At 72.9% G+C, this 14,264-nt stretch carries 10 protein-coding genes; 4 read left to right on the plus strand and 6 right to left on the minus strand.

Annotated elements, in window-relative coordinates; translation table 11 throughout:
* Window positions 1–158 precede the first annotated feature (158 nt).
* The 5 genes from ACGFI2_RS15480 to ACGFI2_RS15500 all read right to left on the minus strand — a co-directional run bounded on the left by ACGFI2_RS15480 (window position 159) and on the right by ACGFI2_RS15500 (window position 8,579).
* The gene (locus tag ACGFI2_RS15480; protein WP_393516607.1) at window positions 159–1,568 is read right to left on the minus strand and encodes a class II fumarate hydratase; all 1,410 of its coding nucleotides are present in this window, start codon (window positions 1,566–1,568) and stop codon (window positions 159–161) included.
* Between the two features lie 43 nt (window positions 1,569–1,611).
* A complete protein-coding gene (locus tag ACGFI2_RS15485; protein WP_393516936.1) occupies window positions 1,612–4,593 on the minus strand; it encodes a BTAD domain-containing putative transcriptional regulator in 2,982 nt (993 codons plus the stop codon).
* A gap of 199 nt (window positions 4,594–4,792) precedes the next feature.
* Entirely contained in the window at window positions 4,793–6,460 is a 1,668-nt protein-coding gene (locus tag ACGFI2_RS15490) for a fumarate hydratase (RefSeq protein ID WP_393516610.1), read from the minus strand.
* 76 nt (window positions 6,461–6,536) lie between these two features.
* Window positions 6,537–7,970 carry a hypothetical protein gene (locus ACGFI2_RS15495; RefSeq protein WP_393516612.1) on the minus strand — a complete coding sequence of 478 codons (1,434 nt, stop codon included), beginning with the start codon at window positions 7,968–7,970 and terminating at the stop codon, window positions 6,537–6,539.
* 72 nt (window positions 7,971–8,042) lie between these two features.
* Window positions 8,043–8,579 (minus strand): Lrp/AsnC family transcriptional regulator, encoded by a 537-nt coding sequence (locus tag ACGFI2_RS15500; protein ID WP_393516615.1) that lies wholly within the window; start codon window positions 8,577–8,579, stop codon window positions 8,043–8,045.
* 138 nt (window positions 8,580–8,717) lie between these two features.
* Here ACGFI2_RS15500 and hppD point away from each other — a divergent pair, with 138 nt between their 5' ends.
* The 4 genes from hppD (at window position 8,718) to hisC (ending at window position 12,857) form a co-directional block, all read left to right on the plus strand.
* Window positions 8,718–9,923: a 4-hydroxyphenylpyruvate dioxygenase gene (gene hppD / locus ACGFI2_RS15505; protein WP_393516617.1), complete on the plus strand. Its 1,206-nt coding sequence runs from the start codon at window positions 8,718–8,720 to the stop codon at window positions 9,921–9,923.
* Between the two features lie 10 nt (window positions 9,924–9,933).
* The gene (locus tag ACGFI2_RS15510) at window positions 9,934–10,635 is read left to right on the plus strand and encodes an RDD family protein (protein ID WP_393516620.1); all 702 of its coding nucleotides are present in this window, start codon (window positions 9,934–9,936) and stop codon (window positions 10,633–10,635) included.
* Between the two features lie 114 nt (window positions 10,636–10,749).
* Window positions 10,750–11,757: an RDD family protein gene (locus ACGFI2_RS15515; protein ID WP_393516623.1), complete on the plus strand. Its 1,008-nt coding sequence runs from the start codon at window positions 10,750–10,752 to the stop codon at window positions 11,755–11,757.
* Window positions 11,754–12,857, plus strand: a complete 1,104-nt coding sequence (gene hisC / locus ACGFI2_RS15520) for a histidinol-phosphate transaminase (RefSeq protein ID WP_393516626.1) — start codon at window positions 11,754–11,756, stop codon at window positions 12,855–12,857. The genes ACGFI2_RS15515 and hisC overlap by 4 nt, the downstream gene beginning before the upstream one ends.
* Before the next feature lie 62 nt (window positions 12,858–12,919).
* Here hisC and ACGFI2_RS15525 read toward each other — a convergent pair whose 3' ends face one another.
* Window positions 12,920–14,173, minus strand: coding sequence for a PQQ-binding-like beta-propeller repeat protein (locus ACGFI2_RS15525; RefSeq protein ID WP_393516629.1), 1,254 nt, complete (start codon window positions 14,171–14,173; stop codon window positions 12,920–12,922).
* Window positions 14,174–14,264 lie beyond the last annotated feature (91 nt).

Here is a 14,264-nt window from a genome sequence, read left to right on the forward strand (position 1 = left end):
GCCGGATCATCCCGCTCTTCCCGCACGCGGGCGAGGCATTTACCGCCGACTTGGTCGACCAATGATCGACACCAGCTCGGGGAAGTGGTGGCATCCCGGTCGGCCGGACACCGCCACTTCACCGAACTGGCGTCCGGCCCAGCCGCACCCCGACCACCTCAGGGGTGCGTCATCCGGAGCAGGTCCAGCGCCTCGTCGAGCTGGGTCTCGGTGAGCTTGCCCGAGTCGACGTGGCCGCGGGAGATCACCACCTCCCGGATGGACACCTGCCTGGCCAGCGCCTCCTTGGCGATCGAGGCGGCCTCGTCGTAGCCGAGGTGACGGTTGAGCGGGGTGACGATCGACGGCGACCCCTCCGCGTACGCCAGGCAGACCTCGGCGTCCGCGACCAGGCCGGCCACCAGGCGCTCGGCGAAGAGCCGGCTGGACGCGGCGATCAGCTTGATCGACTCCAGCAGGTTCCGGCCCATGACCGGGAGCATCACGTTCAGCTCGAAGTCACCCTGCGAGCCGGCGAAGGCCACCGCCGCATCGTTGCCGATCACCTGGGCGCAGACCTGGCGCATCGCCTCGGCCACCACCGGATTGACCTTGCCGGGCATGATCGACGAGCCGGGCTGGAGATCCGGGATACGCAGCTCGCGCAGGCCCGCGCGAGGGCCGGAACCCATCCAGCGTACGTCGTTGGCGATCTTGTAGAGGCCGACCGCGACGGTGCGGAGCTGACCCGACGTCTCCACCAGCGCGTCCCGGGCCCCCTGTGCCTCGAAGTGGTTGCGCGCCTCGGACAGCGGCAGGCCGGTCGAGTCCCGCAGCCGGCCGATCACCTTGCCGGCGAAGCCGAGCGGCGTGTTGATGCCGGTGCCGACCGCGGTGCCGCCGAGCGGCAGCTCGGCCAGCCGGGGCAACGCCGACTCCAGCCGCTCGACGCCGTAGCGGACCTGCGCGGCGTAGCCGCCGAACTCCTGCCCCAGGGTGACCGGGGTGGCGTCCATCAGGTGGGTGCGACCGGCCTTGACCACGGTCTCGAACTCGGCCGCCTTCGCCTCCAGCGCGCCGGCGAGCTGCGTCAACGAGGGAAGCAGATCCTCCACCACGAACTGGGTGGCGGCCAGGTGGATCGAGGTCGGGAACACGTCGTTGCTGGACTGCGACGCGTTGACGTGGTCGTTCGGGTGGACGTCCCGGCCCAGCTCGCGGCTCGCCAACGACGCGATCACCTCGTTGGTGTTCATGTTGGACGACGTGCCGGAACCGGTCTGGAACACGTCCACCGGGAACTGGTCGTCGTAGCCGCCGGCGACGACGTGCGCCGCCGCGACGGCGATCGCCTCGGCCACGTCCGCGTCGATCACCCCCAGCTCGCCGTTGACCTGGGCCGCCGCGCCCTTGATCTGCGCCAGCGCCTTGATCTGGGCCGGTTCGAGCCCACGCCCGGAGATCGGGAAGTTCTGCACCGCGCGCTGCGTCTGCGCCCGCCACAGCGCCTCGGCGGGCACCTCCACCTCGCCCATCGAGTCGCGTTCGATCCGGTAACCGGTCGCCTCTGGAGTCGTCACGCACCCCATCCTGCCGCGCCACCCGCCGACGTGCAGGGGAACGCGCGCCGGCTCAGCCCAGCTCGGCCAGCAACTCCGCGGTCGCCGCCTCACCCGGTGCCTCGACCTGCCGGAACAGGATCAGCGCGCGGCTGGCGTACGTGCGGGCCGTCCGCGGGTCAGAGTCACGCAGGCACCGGGCCATGCCGTCCAGCGCGTGAGCCTGCTCGTGGCGGGCACCGAGCCGGGTGGCGTCGGCGAGCACCCGGCGGTGCAGGTCGAGCGCGCTGGCGTGGTCGCCCTGGTCGAGCAACGCCGCGGCGAGCAGGTTGCGCGAGGTGCACTGACCGATCCGGTCACCCGAATCGATCATCACGACCAGAGCCTCCCGGTGCAGTTCGGCCGCCCGCTCGGGGCGACCGGCCCGCCGCTCGAAGACGCCCATCTCGTTGAGCACCTCGGCCTCGCCGTGCCGGCCGACGTGTGCCCGCTTGAGGCGCAGGGCGACCCGCAGCAACCGGCGGGCCGGCTCCAGGTGGCCCATCCGGTGCCGGATCATGCCGGTGTGCGCGACCGCGTTCGCCAACTGGCTGAAGTCCTGGTTCTGCCGGGCGAGCACCAGGTGGGCCCGGCTGAGACGAAGCGCCTCCGGGTGGCGGCCGGCCATCAGCAGCGCATACGTGATGTTGTTGACCAGGTTGCCCAGCTCCGGCGTGTGGTTCGCGCCGCGGATCATCTGCATCGCGGCGTCGAAGCACTCCATCCCCTGCTGATGGTCGCCGTTGGCCGAGTAGGAGACGCCCAGGTTCCACAGCGAGACCCGCGTCTCGTCGCGGAGCCCGAGTCGGCGGCGGATCTCCAGGGCCTGCCGCATCAACCGGATGGCCTCGGGGAACCGGGCCTGCCGGTAGTAGACCGAGGACAGGTAGTTGTAGATGGTCCCTACCGCCGCCTCGTCGCCGAGCGCCTTGGCCGCGCGCAGGCCGACGGCGTGCGTCTCCAGCAGGTCGTCCAGGTGTCCACTGTCGAAGTTGGCCCGCCAGCAGGCCCGGACGAGTTGCCAGCAGTGCCGGGGGAAACCCTCCGCCTCGGCGAGCTGGACCAGTGCGGTCAGCAGCGCTCCGTGCTCGTCGAACCAGGCCCGGCCCTGCGGTAGCGTGGCAGCGACCAGATCGGGCCGGCGCGGCGGTTCAGCGCGGAGGGACTGCCGGCTGCCCGGCGACTCGATCGTCCGGGCGATCGCAGTTGCCACGTCGAGGTGGTGGTCCAGCAGGCGTTCCAGGGCCGCGCGGCGCTCCTGTGCCCGGGCCGGCTCGGCGAGCAGCGTGCGTGCGTACTCGCGGATCAGGTCGTGCAACCGGTAGCGGCCCGGCTCGACCTCCTCCACGAGGTGCGCGTCGACCAGCTCGTCGAGGAGGTCCTGCGCCTCGCCCAAGGGAAGGTCGGCCGACGCGGCGGCCACCCGGTTGTCCAACCGGGCCTCGGGCGGCAGGCCGAGCAGCCGCAGCAGCCGCTGCGCCATGGGCGAAACCTGGGCGTACGACAGGGCGAACGCCTGTCCGACCGAGCGCTCCCCGGCGGCCAGCTCGGCAAGGGGGTCCGTGCTGGTGGCCAACCGTTCGGCCAGATCCGCGACGCGCCAGTTCGGTCGGTGCGCCAGCCGGGCCGCCGCCAACCGCAGGGCCAGCGGCAGGTGCCCGCAGCGGCGCGCCACCTCGACGGCCGCCGCGGGCTCGGCGGCGATGCGATCACGACCGACGATCCGGCCGAGCAGTTCCACCGCCTCGTCCCGGTCGAGCACGGGGAGGGAAGACGGACGCCCCTCGTCGAGCCCGAGCAACCGGCGGCGGCTGGTGATCAGGACGAGGCAGTCCGGGCCGTTCGGCAACAGCGGCTCGACCTGCGCGCTGTCGCCCGCGTTGTCGAGCACCACGAGCGCCCGGCGGCTGGCCAGTTCGGTGCGCCACAAGGTCAACCGGTCCGCCAGGTCGAGCGGCATCCGCTCCGGCGGCACGCCGAGCTGGCGCAGCAGGACGGCCACCGCCGCCGAGGGGGTCAGCGGCGTGCGCTCGCTGTGCCCGTGCAGGTCGACGAAGAGATGCGCGTCCGGATAACGGTCACCGAGAGCGGCCGCCAGGTACACGGCCAGGGTGGTCTTGCCGCTGCCGGCCATGCCGTCGATGAGCTGGACCCGGACCTTGTCCTCCTCGATCTCCTTCACCAGCCGGGCCACGGTCTGCTGGCGTCCGGTGAAGTCACTGATCGCCCGGGGCAGTGCCCGGACCGGCGCGGTAGACCCGCCCTCCGCGGCGCCCAGAGCCAGGTCGCCGGCGAGCACCCGCTGGTGCAGCTCCTGCAACTCCGGACCGGGTTCGATCCCCAGTTCCTCGGCGTAGAGGCGGCGGCCCTCGCGGTAGACGGCGAGCGCGTCGGCCTGCCGGCCGACCCCGGCGAGGGCGCGCATGAGCTGGCCGCGCAGCCGCTCCCGCAGCGGGTTCCGCTCGACGCTCTCGGCCAACTCCTCGACCAGGTCGGCCGCCGGACGGAGCCGCAGTTCGACCTCTACGCATTCCTCCAACGCGGCCAGTCGCTGCTCGTCGAGGGCCTGCGCCAGCCGGCGTACGCTGCGGCTGGCGATTCCACCGAGCGCCGGACCCCGCCACAGGGCCAGCGCGGCCCGATAGTGGCGCCGCGCCTCCCCGGGCCGGCCGGCGGCAACCGCGGCGCGGCCGGCGTGAACCGCCCGACCGAAGACCTCGGCGTCCAGGTCGTCCGGCTCGACCCGGATGCCGTAGCCGACCGGATCGGTGACGATGGCCTCGGCGGGCAGCCCGAGCACCACGAACCGGTGCCGCAACCGTGACACGCAGATCTGCAACTGAGCCCGGGCGGTGGCCGGCGGGCGTTCCTCCCAGACGGCGTCGATCAGCTCGTCGAACGGCACCACCCGACCGGCGCGCAGCAACAACAGGGCGAGCACGGTCCTGTCCCGACCTGCGGTGACGGTGGCTTCGCCGCCGCCCACCCGCAGGGGTCCCAGGATCCCGAACCGCATCCGCGCCCCCGTACGCCCCTTGTGCACTTCGAGCAGCGTAACGCGGTGGTCACCGAACTCCCCGTCGAGGTGATAGAGATCTGATAGACGATCGAGAGCGACGCCGTCCAGACTCATCCCGGGTTGCTGTCGGTGACGGCATCCGACGGGGGCGGTGCGCTCGCCGGGCCGAGAGGCCGGGCGAGCGCACCGATGTCGGTCAGCGACGGCCGACCGTGAGCACCGGCTTGGTCACCTCGGCGAAGAAGTCGTTGCCCTTGTCGTCGACCACGACGAAGGCCGGGAAGTCCTCCACCTCGATCTTCCAGACCGCTTCCATCCCCAGCTCGGGGTATTCGAGCACCTCGACGTGCTTGATGCAGTCCTGGGCGAGACGGGCGGCCGGGCCGCCGATCGAGCCGAGGTAGAACCCGCCGTGGGCGCCGCAGGACCGGGTCACCTGGGCGGACCTGTTGCCCTTGGCCAGCATCACCAGCGAGCCGCCGGCCGCCTGGAACTTCTCCACATAGGCGTCCATCCGGCCGGCCGTGGTGGGACCGAACGAGCCGGACGCGTAGCCCTCGGGGGTCTTGGCCGGGCCGGCGTAGTAGACCGCGTGGTCGCGCAGATATTGCGGCATCGGCTCCCCGGCATCCAGCCGCTCGGCGATCTTCGCGTGCGCGATGTCCCGCGCGACGACCAGCGGGCCGGTCAACGACAGGCGCGTCTTCACCGGATATTTCGACAGCTCGGCGCGGATCTCGCCCATCGGCCGGTTCAGGTCGACGCGGACGACCTCCTCGGTGTCGAGCGTCTCGTCGGTGACGTCGGGCAGGAACCGCGCCGGGTCGGTCTCGAGCCGCTCCAGCCAGACACCCGACGGGGTGATCTTGGCGACCGCCTGCCGGTCGGCGGAGCAGGACACCGCGATCGCGACCGGGCAGGAGGCGCCGTGCCGGGGCAGCCGGACCACCCGGACGTCGTGGCAGAAGTAGCGCCCGCCGAACTGCGCGCCGATGCCGAAGTTGCGGGTCAGCTCCAGCACCTCGGCCTCCAACTCCAGGTCACGGAAGCCGTGCGCGCTCATCGAACCCTGCGTCGGCAACGCGTCCAGGTATTTCGCGGAGGCGTACTTGGCGGTCTTCAACGCGTACTCCGCGGAGGTGCCGCCGATGACGATCGCCAGGTGGTAGGGCGGGCAGGCCGCGGTGCCGATCAGCCGCAGCTTCTCCTCCAGGAACTGCATCATCCGCGTCGGATTCAACAGCGCCTTGGTCTCCTGGTAGAGGTAGGACTTGTTGGCCGAGCCCCCGCCCTTGGCCATGAACAGGAACTTGTAGGCGTCCGGGTGGCCGTCCGGGTCCTCGGCGTAGAGCTCCACCTGGGCCGGCAGGTTGCTGCCGGTGTTCCGCTCGTCCCACATGGTCAGTGGCGCGAGCTGCGAGTAACGCAGGTTGAGCCGGGTGTACGCCTGGTAGACGCCGTGCGAGATCGCCTCCGCGTCGGCGCCGTCGGTCAGCACGTGCCGGCCGCGCTTGCCCATCACGATCGCGGTGCCGGTGTCCTGACACATCGGCAGCACCCCACCGGCCGCGATGTTGGCGTTGCGCAGCAGGTCGAGCGCGACGAACCGGTCGTTCGGCGAGGCCGCCGGATCGTCGATGATCGACCGCAGCTGGGCCAGGTGGGCCGGGCGCAGGAAGTGGGCGATGTCGTGCATGGCCTCGGCGGTCAACGCGGTCAGCGCGGCCGGCTCCACGGTGAGGAACCGGCGACCCCCCGGGCCGTTGACGACGTCCACGCCCTCGTCGGTGACCAGACGGTATTCCGTCTGGTCGGGACCGGTCGGCAGCAGGGGTGCGTACGAGAAGGCGGCGGCACTGCTCATGACCGAAAAGCCTAGGGCAGAGCGGTCGATCGGTGACACCCGCCGGTGGGTCGTGGGACGCCGATCTCACCGGGCGTCACTTCCCGTCGGCGCAGAGTTCCTTCTTCGGCCCGCAACTGCCCTGGTCGCTCGGGGGACGCCAGGTGTCGGCCGGGTCGGGCGCCGGCACGGCCCCCTGGTCCGCCGCCGGCACACCGGCGGCGCCGGCGCCCCAACGGACGTACCCGATCTCCCGCCCCTCCCCGATGATCATGCCGTTCGGGCCGACCGCCAACGCGTTCGCCGAGGTACGCAGCTCGACCAGCACCCGGCCCCCACGCGGCTCGACCGCGCTCAGCCGGGACGGCCTGTCCCCGGTGATCACCGCCGCGTACGGGGTGAGCGCCGCGCCGCTCTTCCCGCCGGCCGGGCGGGTCCACCGGGTCCGCTCGGCGGACAACTCACGGCCGAACAGCGAATCCTTGTCGGCGCTGCGCACCACCGCGTACCGGTCGTCGACGGCGAGCAGCTTCTCTCCCTCCGCGCCGACCTGGAGCAGCCGGCCGTCGTAGCCGTCGAGCACCGCCTCACGGCCGTCCGGGGCGACCCCGATGAGCACGTTCCGGGCGCCCTGCGGGTCCTCCCGCTGCACACAGCCGGCGGAGTCCGCGGTGCGCAGGTTGAGGCCGGCCCGCCGCCACACCTGCTGCCCGGTGGCCGGGTCGACGGCGGTGATGACGAAGTAGCAGCTCCCGTCGCGGGAGGTGGCCGCGATCCGGAGCAGCCGGCCGCCGATCACCGCGAGCCGCTCGTCCCGGCCGGGTTGCACGTTCTGCAGCACCCGACCGGTGGCGGTGTCCACCACGTGCACCCGGCCGTCGACCGGGAAGCCGAGCAGCGGCGGGACCGACTCCGGCCCGGCCACCCCGCTGTCGATCCGGGTCGCGCCCAGCCGCCGGGTGCCGAGCAGCTCCGGATTGTCGGCGAGCACGCCGCTGTGCACGCCGGGCAGGAACACGCTCCACAGCGGGGTGGCGCCGCGCGGCTCCCAGGCCCGCAGGGTGCAGTCGGTGGGCTGCACGCAGTAGGCGTCGAGCAGGAGGTTCCGGTAGGTCCAGACGGCGATCGCGCGACCGTCGCGGCGGCGGGTCACGCCGGACACCGGGTCGAGCACCTCGTACCCCTTGTCCAGCAGCTTGCCCACGGCGACGACCGACTCCCGGCCGCTGCCGGCCACCGCCGACCAGTCGGCCTTGCGCTCCCACAGCTGGCTGCCGTCGGCGAGCTTGCGGGACTCGATCCGGGTGCGCTGCTCCACGATCACGGTGTCGCCGGCGATCGTGACGCTGCGCGGGGTGCCGCCGACGCGCTGCTGCCAGGCCACGTCCGGCTCGGAGATCGGCTCGCTCCGGTCGACCCAGTCCCAGATGCCGGGGAACGGGTTCCACACGCCGGTGGCGGCGAGCACGACCACGGTGATGAGCCCGAGCAGCAACCAGCCGCGTACGCCTAGGCCCTTCACACGGGACACGGTAGCGACGATCACCGTTCCCCCGGGGTCCGCGCGGGGCGTGTCGCGCCGCTTCTTGGTCGGCCTCGGATGTTAAGAGGGGGCCCCGCCTCTACCGAATGCGTCAAGCGGGGCCCCTCCTTCACCGCCGGCGGCGGAGCGGACGAGCGGCAGCGTGCGGTAGGGGATCTGCTCGGCCAGCGCGATGATGGTGGAGGCGCGCCGGATGCCCTCCGAGGCGACGATCTGGTCGATGACCCGCTGGAGGTCCGTGTTCGACCGGGCCACGATGCGGCAGAGCAGGTCGCTGGAGCCGGTGATGGTGTGCGCCTCCAGCACCTCCGGGATGGCGGCCAGATGCGCGGTGACCTGGTCGTGGCCGTGCCGCTGGCTGATCTCCAGGGTGACGAAGCTGGTCACCCCGAAGCCGATCGCGGCCGGGGAGATCTCCGGCCCGAACCCGCCCACCACGCCCCGGCCGACCAGCTTGTCCAGCCGGGCCTGGACCGTGCCCCGGGCCACCCCGAGCCGCCGCGAGCACTCCAGCACCCCGATCCGGGGCTCCTCGGCGAGCAGTTCGATCAAGCGGGCGTCCAGTTCGTCGAGCTGTACAGCCTGACCAGTGTTCATGGTGGTTCACCGTACCGAATGCGCAACCTGACCAGGAAATTCGTCAACTATTGCCCAACCGGAGGCCGCCCGTAGATGCTCGCCCGAAGCACATCCACGGCGGCCCACGAGGCCGGCCGGTACGCGAGGGAGGCACCCATGACCCAGGCGATCGACCGACCCCAGTCGACCGAAGAGGCCGACGCCGACGTTCTCGTCGGCGCGGTCGACCACGACATCAGCCGGGACCCGTTCCCGGTGAAGGGCCTCGACCACCTGCACTTCCTGGTCGGCAACGCCAAGCAGGCGGCGCACTACTACTCCACCGCCTACGGCATGACCTGCGTGGCCTACCGCGGCCCGGAGCAGGGCTACCGGGACCACGCGCAGTACGTGCTGACCAGCGGCTCGGCCCGGTTCGTGCTGACCGGCGTGGTCCGTCCGGACGCCGACGGCGCGGAGCACGTGGCCAAGCACAGCGACGGCATCTCCGACATCGCGCTGGAGGTGCCGGACGTGGACGCCGCGTACGCGCACGCCACCGCGCAGGGCGCCACCGGACTGGTGGAGCCGCACGACGTCAGCGACGAGCACGGCACGGTCCGGATGGCGTCCATCGGCGCGTACGGGGACACCCGGCACACGCTCGTCGACCGGTCCCGCTACACCGGGGTGTTCCTGCCCGGCTTCGTCGCCCGCGGCCCGATCGTGGACCGGCAGCCGATGATCGCCGCCGGCCTCCAGCCGAAGCGCTTCTTCCAGGCCGTCGACCACGTGGTCGGCAACGTGGAGCTGGGCCGGATGGACGAGTGGGTCGAGTTCTACAAGCGGGTCATGGGCTTCACCAACATGGCCGAGTTCGTCGGCGACGACATCGCCACCGACTACTCCGCGCTGATGAGCAAGGTGGTCGCGAGCGGCACCCGCAAGGTGAAGTTCCCGCTCAACGAGCCGGCGGTGGCCCGCAAGAAGTCGCAGATCGACGAGTACCTGGAGTTCTACCGGGGCCCCGGCGCCCAGCACGTCGCGGTGGCCACCAACGACATCCTGGCCAGCGTCGACGCCATGCGGGCCGCCGGCGTGGAGTTCCTGGACACCCCGGACTCCTACTACCAGGACCCGGAGCTGCGGGCCCGCATCGGCAACGTGCGGGTGCCGATCGAGGAGCTTCAGTCCCGCAAGATCCTGGTGGACCGGGACGAGGACGGCTACCTGCTCCAGATCTTCACCAAGCCGGTGCAGGACCGCCCCACCGTCTTCTTCGAGCTGATCGAGCGGCACGGCTCCCTCGGCTTCGGCAAGGGCAACTTCAAGGCCCTGTTCGAGGCGATCGAGCGGGAGCAGGAGAAGCGCGGCAATCTGTGACACTGTCCGCGTGACCCAGCCTCCCCCGAACCCGACGCCGCCGCCCGCCGGGCCCCCGCCCGCGGGTGGCGGCTTCGCGCCGCCCACCGGCCCCGCAGTGCCCGCGCAGCACACCCCGCCGCCGTACGCGGGCCTGCCCGGCTACCCGCCGCCCCCGCCCGGGTACGTGCCGTACCCGCCGCTCGCCCCGCCCGCGGTGGCACCGGACGGGCAGCCGCTGGCCAGCTTCGGCGACCGGCTGCTGGCCTGGCTGATCGACACCGCGGTGGCCTCGGCGGTGGCGATGGTGCTGTTCCTGCCGATCTTCTTCCTGCTCTTCTTCCGGATGATCGGCGATCTGGATCAGGCCGGCTCGGAGGGGCCCGACCCGGACACCTTCCTGACCGACTTCTTCCTCCCGCTGCTCGCCGCCGAGCTGGGACTCTTCGTGCTGCTGCTGGTCTTCTACTGGCTCTATCACGTGGAATACGCCCACCGCAGCGGGCAGACGCTGGGCAAGAAGGTGATGAAGCTGCGGATCGTGCCGGCGCAGCCCGGCGCCACGCTGACCCGGGGCATGCTCGGCAAGCGCTACCTGGTCGAGTTCGTCGCCGGGTCGCTGGTGCCGTTCCTCAACTACCTCGACGGTTTCTGGCAGCTCTGGGACAAGCCCTGGCAGCAGTGCCTCCACGACAAGTTCGCGAACACGGTCGTCGTTAAGGTTGGACCGTGAGCGCGAGGAGCGAGCCGGGCCTGCGAGCCCCGCAGTCGCGAACCGAGGGAGCACCGTGAGCGCGAGGAGCGAGCCGGGCCTGCGAGCCCCGCAGTCGCGAACCGAGGGAGCACCGTGAGCTTGGAACCCGGCTGGTACGTCGACCCTGCCGAACCGGAGACCCGCCGCTGGTGGGACGGGGAGGGCTGGGTCGGCGCGCCGATTCCGGTCGACGTCACCCCGCCCGACGGTCCCCCGCCCGCCGAGCCCGAGCCGGCCGCCGTGACGCCGGTCCCCGGTGCGACCACCGACCGGCCGACCTCCGGTGCGGCCGGCTCGCCCGAGCCGTTCCCGACGTCCGGCGCACCCGGACGGCCCGGTCCCTGGCCGGGGCAGCCCGGCCAGCCTGGTCACGCCGGACCGTGGCCGGGCCAGTCTGGGCAACCGGGCCAGTCTGGGCCATGGCCCGGCCAGCCGGGCCAGCCGGGACCGCAGGGGCCGCCGCCGGGTTGGCCGTACCCGCAGTGGCCGGGCCGGCCGCCGATCCCGCGTCCGCACGGGCTGCCGCTCGCCTCGTACGGCGCCAGGCTGGTCGCCAGGCTGATCGACCTGGGCGTGGTGTTCCTGCTCAACGCCCTGGTCAACGGCTGGTTCGTCTGGCGCTACCTTGAGGCGATCTCGCCGTACCTGCGGGAGACGATGCGCCGGGCGGTGAACGGGGACACCTCCACCGAAGGGCTGCCCCAGATCGACGAGCAGGCCGGCGGGTTGCAGGTCGTCATCCTGCTGATCGCCACCGCGCTCTGGTTCGCCTACGAGGTGCCGTCGATGGCGGCGCGCGGGCAGACCTTCGGCAAGCGGGTGGCCCGCGTACGCGCGCTGCCGGTCGAGGCGGACCAGCCGCTCGGCTTCGGCCGGGCCTTCCGGCGCTGGAGCACGCTCGGGATGCCCACGCTGCTCTGGTACTGCTGCGGGCTGGGCCTGGTGCTCCAGTTCGTCGACGCCGTCTCGCCGCTGTTCGACCAGCCGCTGCGCCAGGCGCTGCACGACAAGCGGGCGCAGACCGTGGTGGTCCAGCTCCCCCGCCCCGACCCCCGTACCGCCCCGCACGACCGCGCCGACCCCCCGGGAGACACCCCATGACCGACACCGGACGTCACCAGCCTGCGCTGCGACTCACCCGCGCCGACCTGGACGCGCTGCCCAACTACGTGCCCGGCCGCAGCCCGGCCGACCTGGCCCGGGAGCTGGGCCTGTCCGAGGCGATCAAGCTGGCCAGCAACGAGGTGCCGTACGGCCCGCTGCCCGGCGTGGTGGAGGCGGTCGCCGAGGCGGTCGCCGGTTCGCACCGCTATCCGGACATGGGCGTGGTGGCGCTGCGCCAGGCCCTCGCCGAGCGCTACGGCGTGGACGCCGACCGGATCGCCACCGGTTGCGGCTCGGTGGCGCTGGCCGAGCACCTGGTGCGGGCCACCTGCCTGCCGGGTGACGAGCTGCTCTACTCGTGGCGCTCGTTCGAGGCGTACCCGATCATCGCGGCGACCAGCGGCGCGACAAGCGTGCGGGTGCCGAACGACGCCGGTCACGGACACGACCTGGCGGCGATGGCGGCGGCGGTGACCGACCGGACCCGGATGGTCCTGGTCTGCAACCCGAACAACCCCACCGGCACGGCGGTGCGCAAGGCAGAGCTGGACCGCTTCCTCGACGCGGTGCCGGACGACGTGCTCGTGGTGATCGACGAGGCGTACCGGGAGTTCGTCACCGACCCCGAGGTGCCCGACGGCCTCAGCTACCTGGACCGGCCGAACGTGGCGGTGCTGCGCACGCTCTCCAAGGCGTGGGGCCTGGCCGGTCTGCGGATCGGCTGGCTGGTCGCCGCGCCTGCGGTGGCCGCCGCCGTGCGCAAGGTGGTCACCCCGTTCTCCACCAGCTCGGCCGCCCAGGCCGGTGCGCTGGCCGCGCTGGCCCAGGCCGACGAGGTACAGCGGCGCTGCGCGCTGGTCGTGGCCGAGCGGGACCGGGTCGCCGAGGCGCTGCGCAAGTTCGTGCCCGACGTGCCGGAGAGCCAGGCCAACTTCGTCTGGCTGCCGCTGGGCGAGCGGGCGGTGGAGTTCGGCAAGGCGTGCGAGGCGCGCGGCGTGATCGTGCGGCCGTTCTCCGGCGACGGGGTGCGCGTCACCATCGGCACCCCGGCCGAGAACGACGCGTTCCTGGCCGCCGCCGAGGCCGCCCTGGTGTAAGGAGGGGCCCCTTCTTAACGCCTGGCGTCGAGAAGGGGCCCCTTCTCACCGGCCGGCCGTTCTCAGGTGGCGGCGAGCAGGATTGACTCGGCCATCAGGAAATAGCCCTGGTCGTCGTCATCCGCGGTCGCCTCCTCCCGGACGCGCTCCACCGCGACGTAGCCGTCGACCGCGTACGCCCGGCCCGGCCGCCAGCCGATCCCGTCCCGCCCGAGGTCCAGCACGAACTCCGACCGGGTCGCCCCGGTGAGCGGGTCGAGCGTGACCAGTTCCCGCCGGTCGGTCAGCAGGTGCACCCGCCCCGGCTCGACCGCGAGCACCCGGGCCGGGTGGATGTCCGCCCGGCGCCACAGCTCCTCGCCGGTGCGGGGGGACCGCCCGACCACCACGCCGCCGGACGTGTCCACCACCCGCTCGCCGTCCAGCACCACGCCCGGAACGTCCAGGCCCGGCGCGGCGGACGGCTCGCCGGGATCGGTCACCAGCCAGCCCCGCCCGGACTCACCGCCGGGCCCGGCGGTACGCAGACCGCGGCAGCCGGAGCGCCCGTCGCGGCAGCCGACCGGGGTGACCACGAGCCGGTCCGGCGCGTTCGGCGGTCGCCACCGGGTCCGCACCGCACCGGTCGCCGCGTCCCGCAGCTCGACCGAGGCCGGCCCGGCGCAGCTGTCCACCCCGACCATCTCGCCGCTCGCGGTGCTGCCCACGTCGACCCGGCAGCCCTGGCCGACGTCGGCGTGCCAGAGCCGACGGCCGTCCGCCAGGGCGTACCCGCCGAGGGCCTCCGGACCGGCGGCGAGCAGCACGTCCAGGCCGCCGGCGGTGCGGGCGACGTGCAGGCCGACCGGATCCCAGACCGGGGCGGCGAACGTGCGGCGGGGCTTCGGCACCGGCGCCGGTTCCGGGCCGTCGGCCCGCCAGGCCACCCGTCCGGTACGCGCGTCAAGCGCCACCAACGTGCCGTCGGACCAGCGGCTGACCACGGTGGTGCCCTGGGCGAGCACCCCGACCAGCGTCGCCGGCCAGCGGCGGTAGGACCAGAACGGGGTGACCCGGTGCCGGCCGGTGACCGGCTGGTCCGCGTACACCTGGCGGGCGCCGGCGTAGACACGGAGCCGGCCGTCCACGACCAGCGGCGCCACCGGCAGCCGCCCGATCACCCCGGCGGCCGGCGCGGGCGCCTCCGGGTAGGGGCCGCGGGCCACGGTCTCGACCTCGGCCGGCGCCAGCACCCGGGCGACCACGGCGACCGACGCCGCGACGGCCAGCACCGCCACCAGCGCCACCACGGCCCGCCGCCTGCCGGCCTTCGCCATCCGTCACCTCCGACCCGGCACCCTACCGGCCGGGTCCGGGCCGTGATCCGGTCGCCCGGCCGCCCGGCGCACGGCCGGGCGCGGGGTGACC

Source organism: Micromonospora sp. NPDC049282, assembly GCF_043197045.1.
Taxonomy (GTDB): domain Bacteria; phylum Actinomycetota; class Actinomycetes; order Mycobacteriales; family Micromonosporaceae; genus Micromonospora.

Bases quoted from the DNA above. Each gene is read 5' to 3' on its own strand.
- ACGFI2_RS15500 (WP_393516615.1), bottom strand. From the start codon at position 8,579: ATGAACACTGGTCAGGCTGTACAGCTCGACGAACTGGACGCCCGCTTG.
- hppD (WP_393516617.1), top strand. From the start codon at position 8,718: ATGACCCAGGCGATCGACCGACCCCAGTCGACCGAAGAGGCCGACGCC.
- ACGFI2_RS15525 (WP_393516629.1), bottom strand. From the start codon at position 14,173: ATGGCGAAGGCCGGCAGGCGGCGGGCCGTGGTGGCGCTGGTGGCGGTG.
- hisC (WP_393516626.1), top strand. From the start codon at position 11,754: ATGACCGACACCGGACGTCACCAGCCTGCGCTGCGACTCACCCGCGCC.
- ACGFI2_RS15480 (WP_393516607.1), bottom strand. From the start codon at position 1,568: ATGGGGTGCGTGACGACTCCAGAGGCGACCGGTTACCGGATCGAACGC.
- ACGFI2_RS15485 (WP_393516936.1), bottom strand. From the start codon at position 4,593: ATGCGGTTCGGGATCCTGGGACCCCTGCGGGTGGGCGGCGGCGAAGCC.
- ACGFI2_RS15490 (WP_393516610.1), bottom strand. From the start codon at position 6,460: ATGAGCAGTGCCGCCGCCTTCTCGTACGCACCCCTGCTGCCGACCGGT.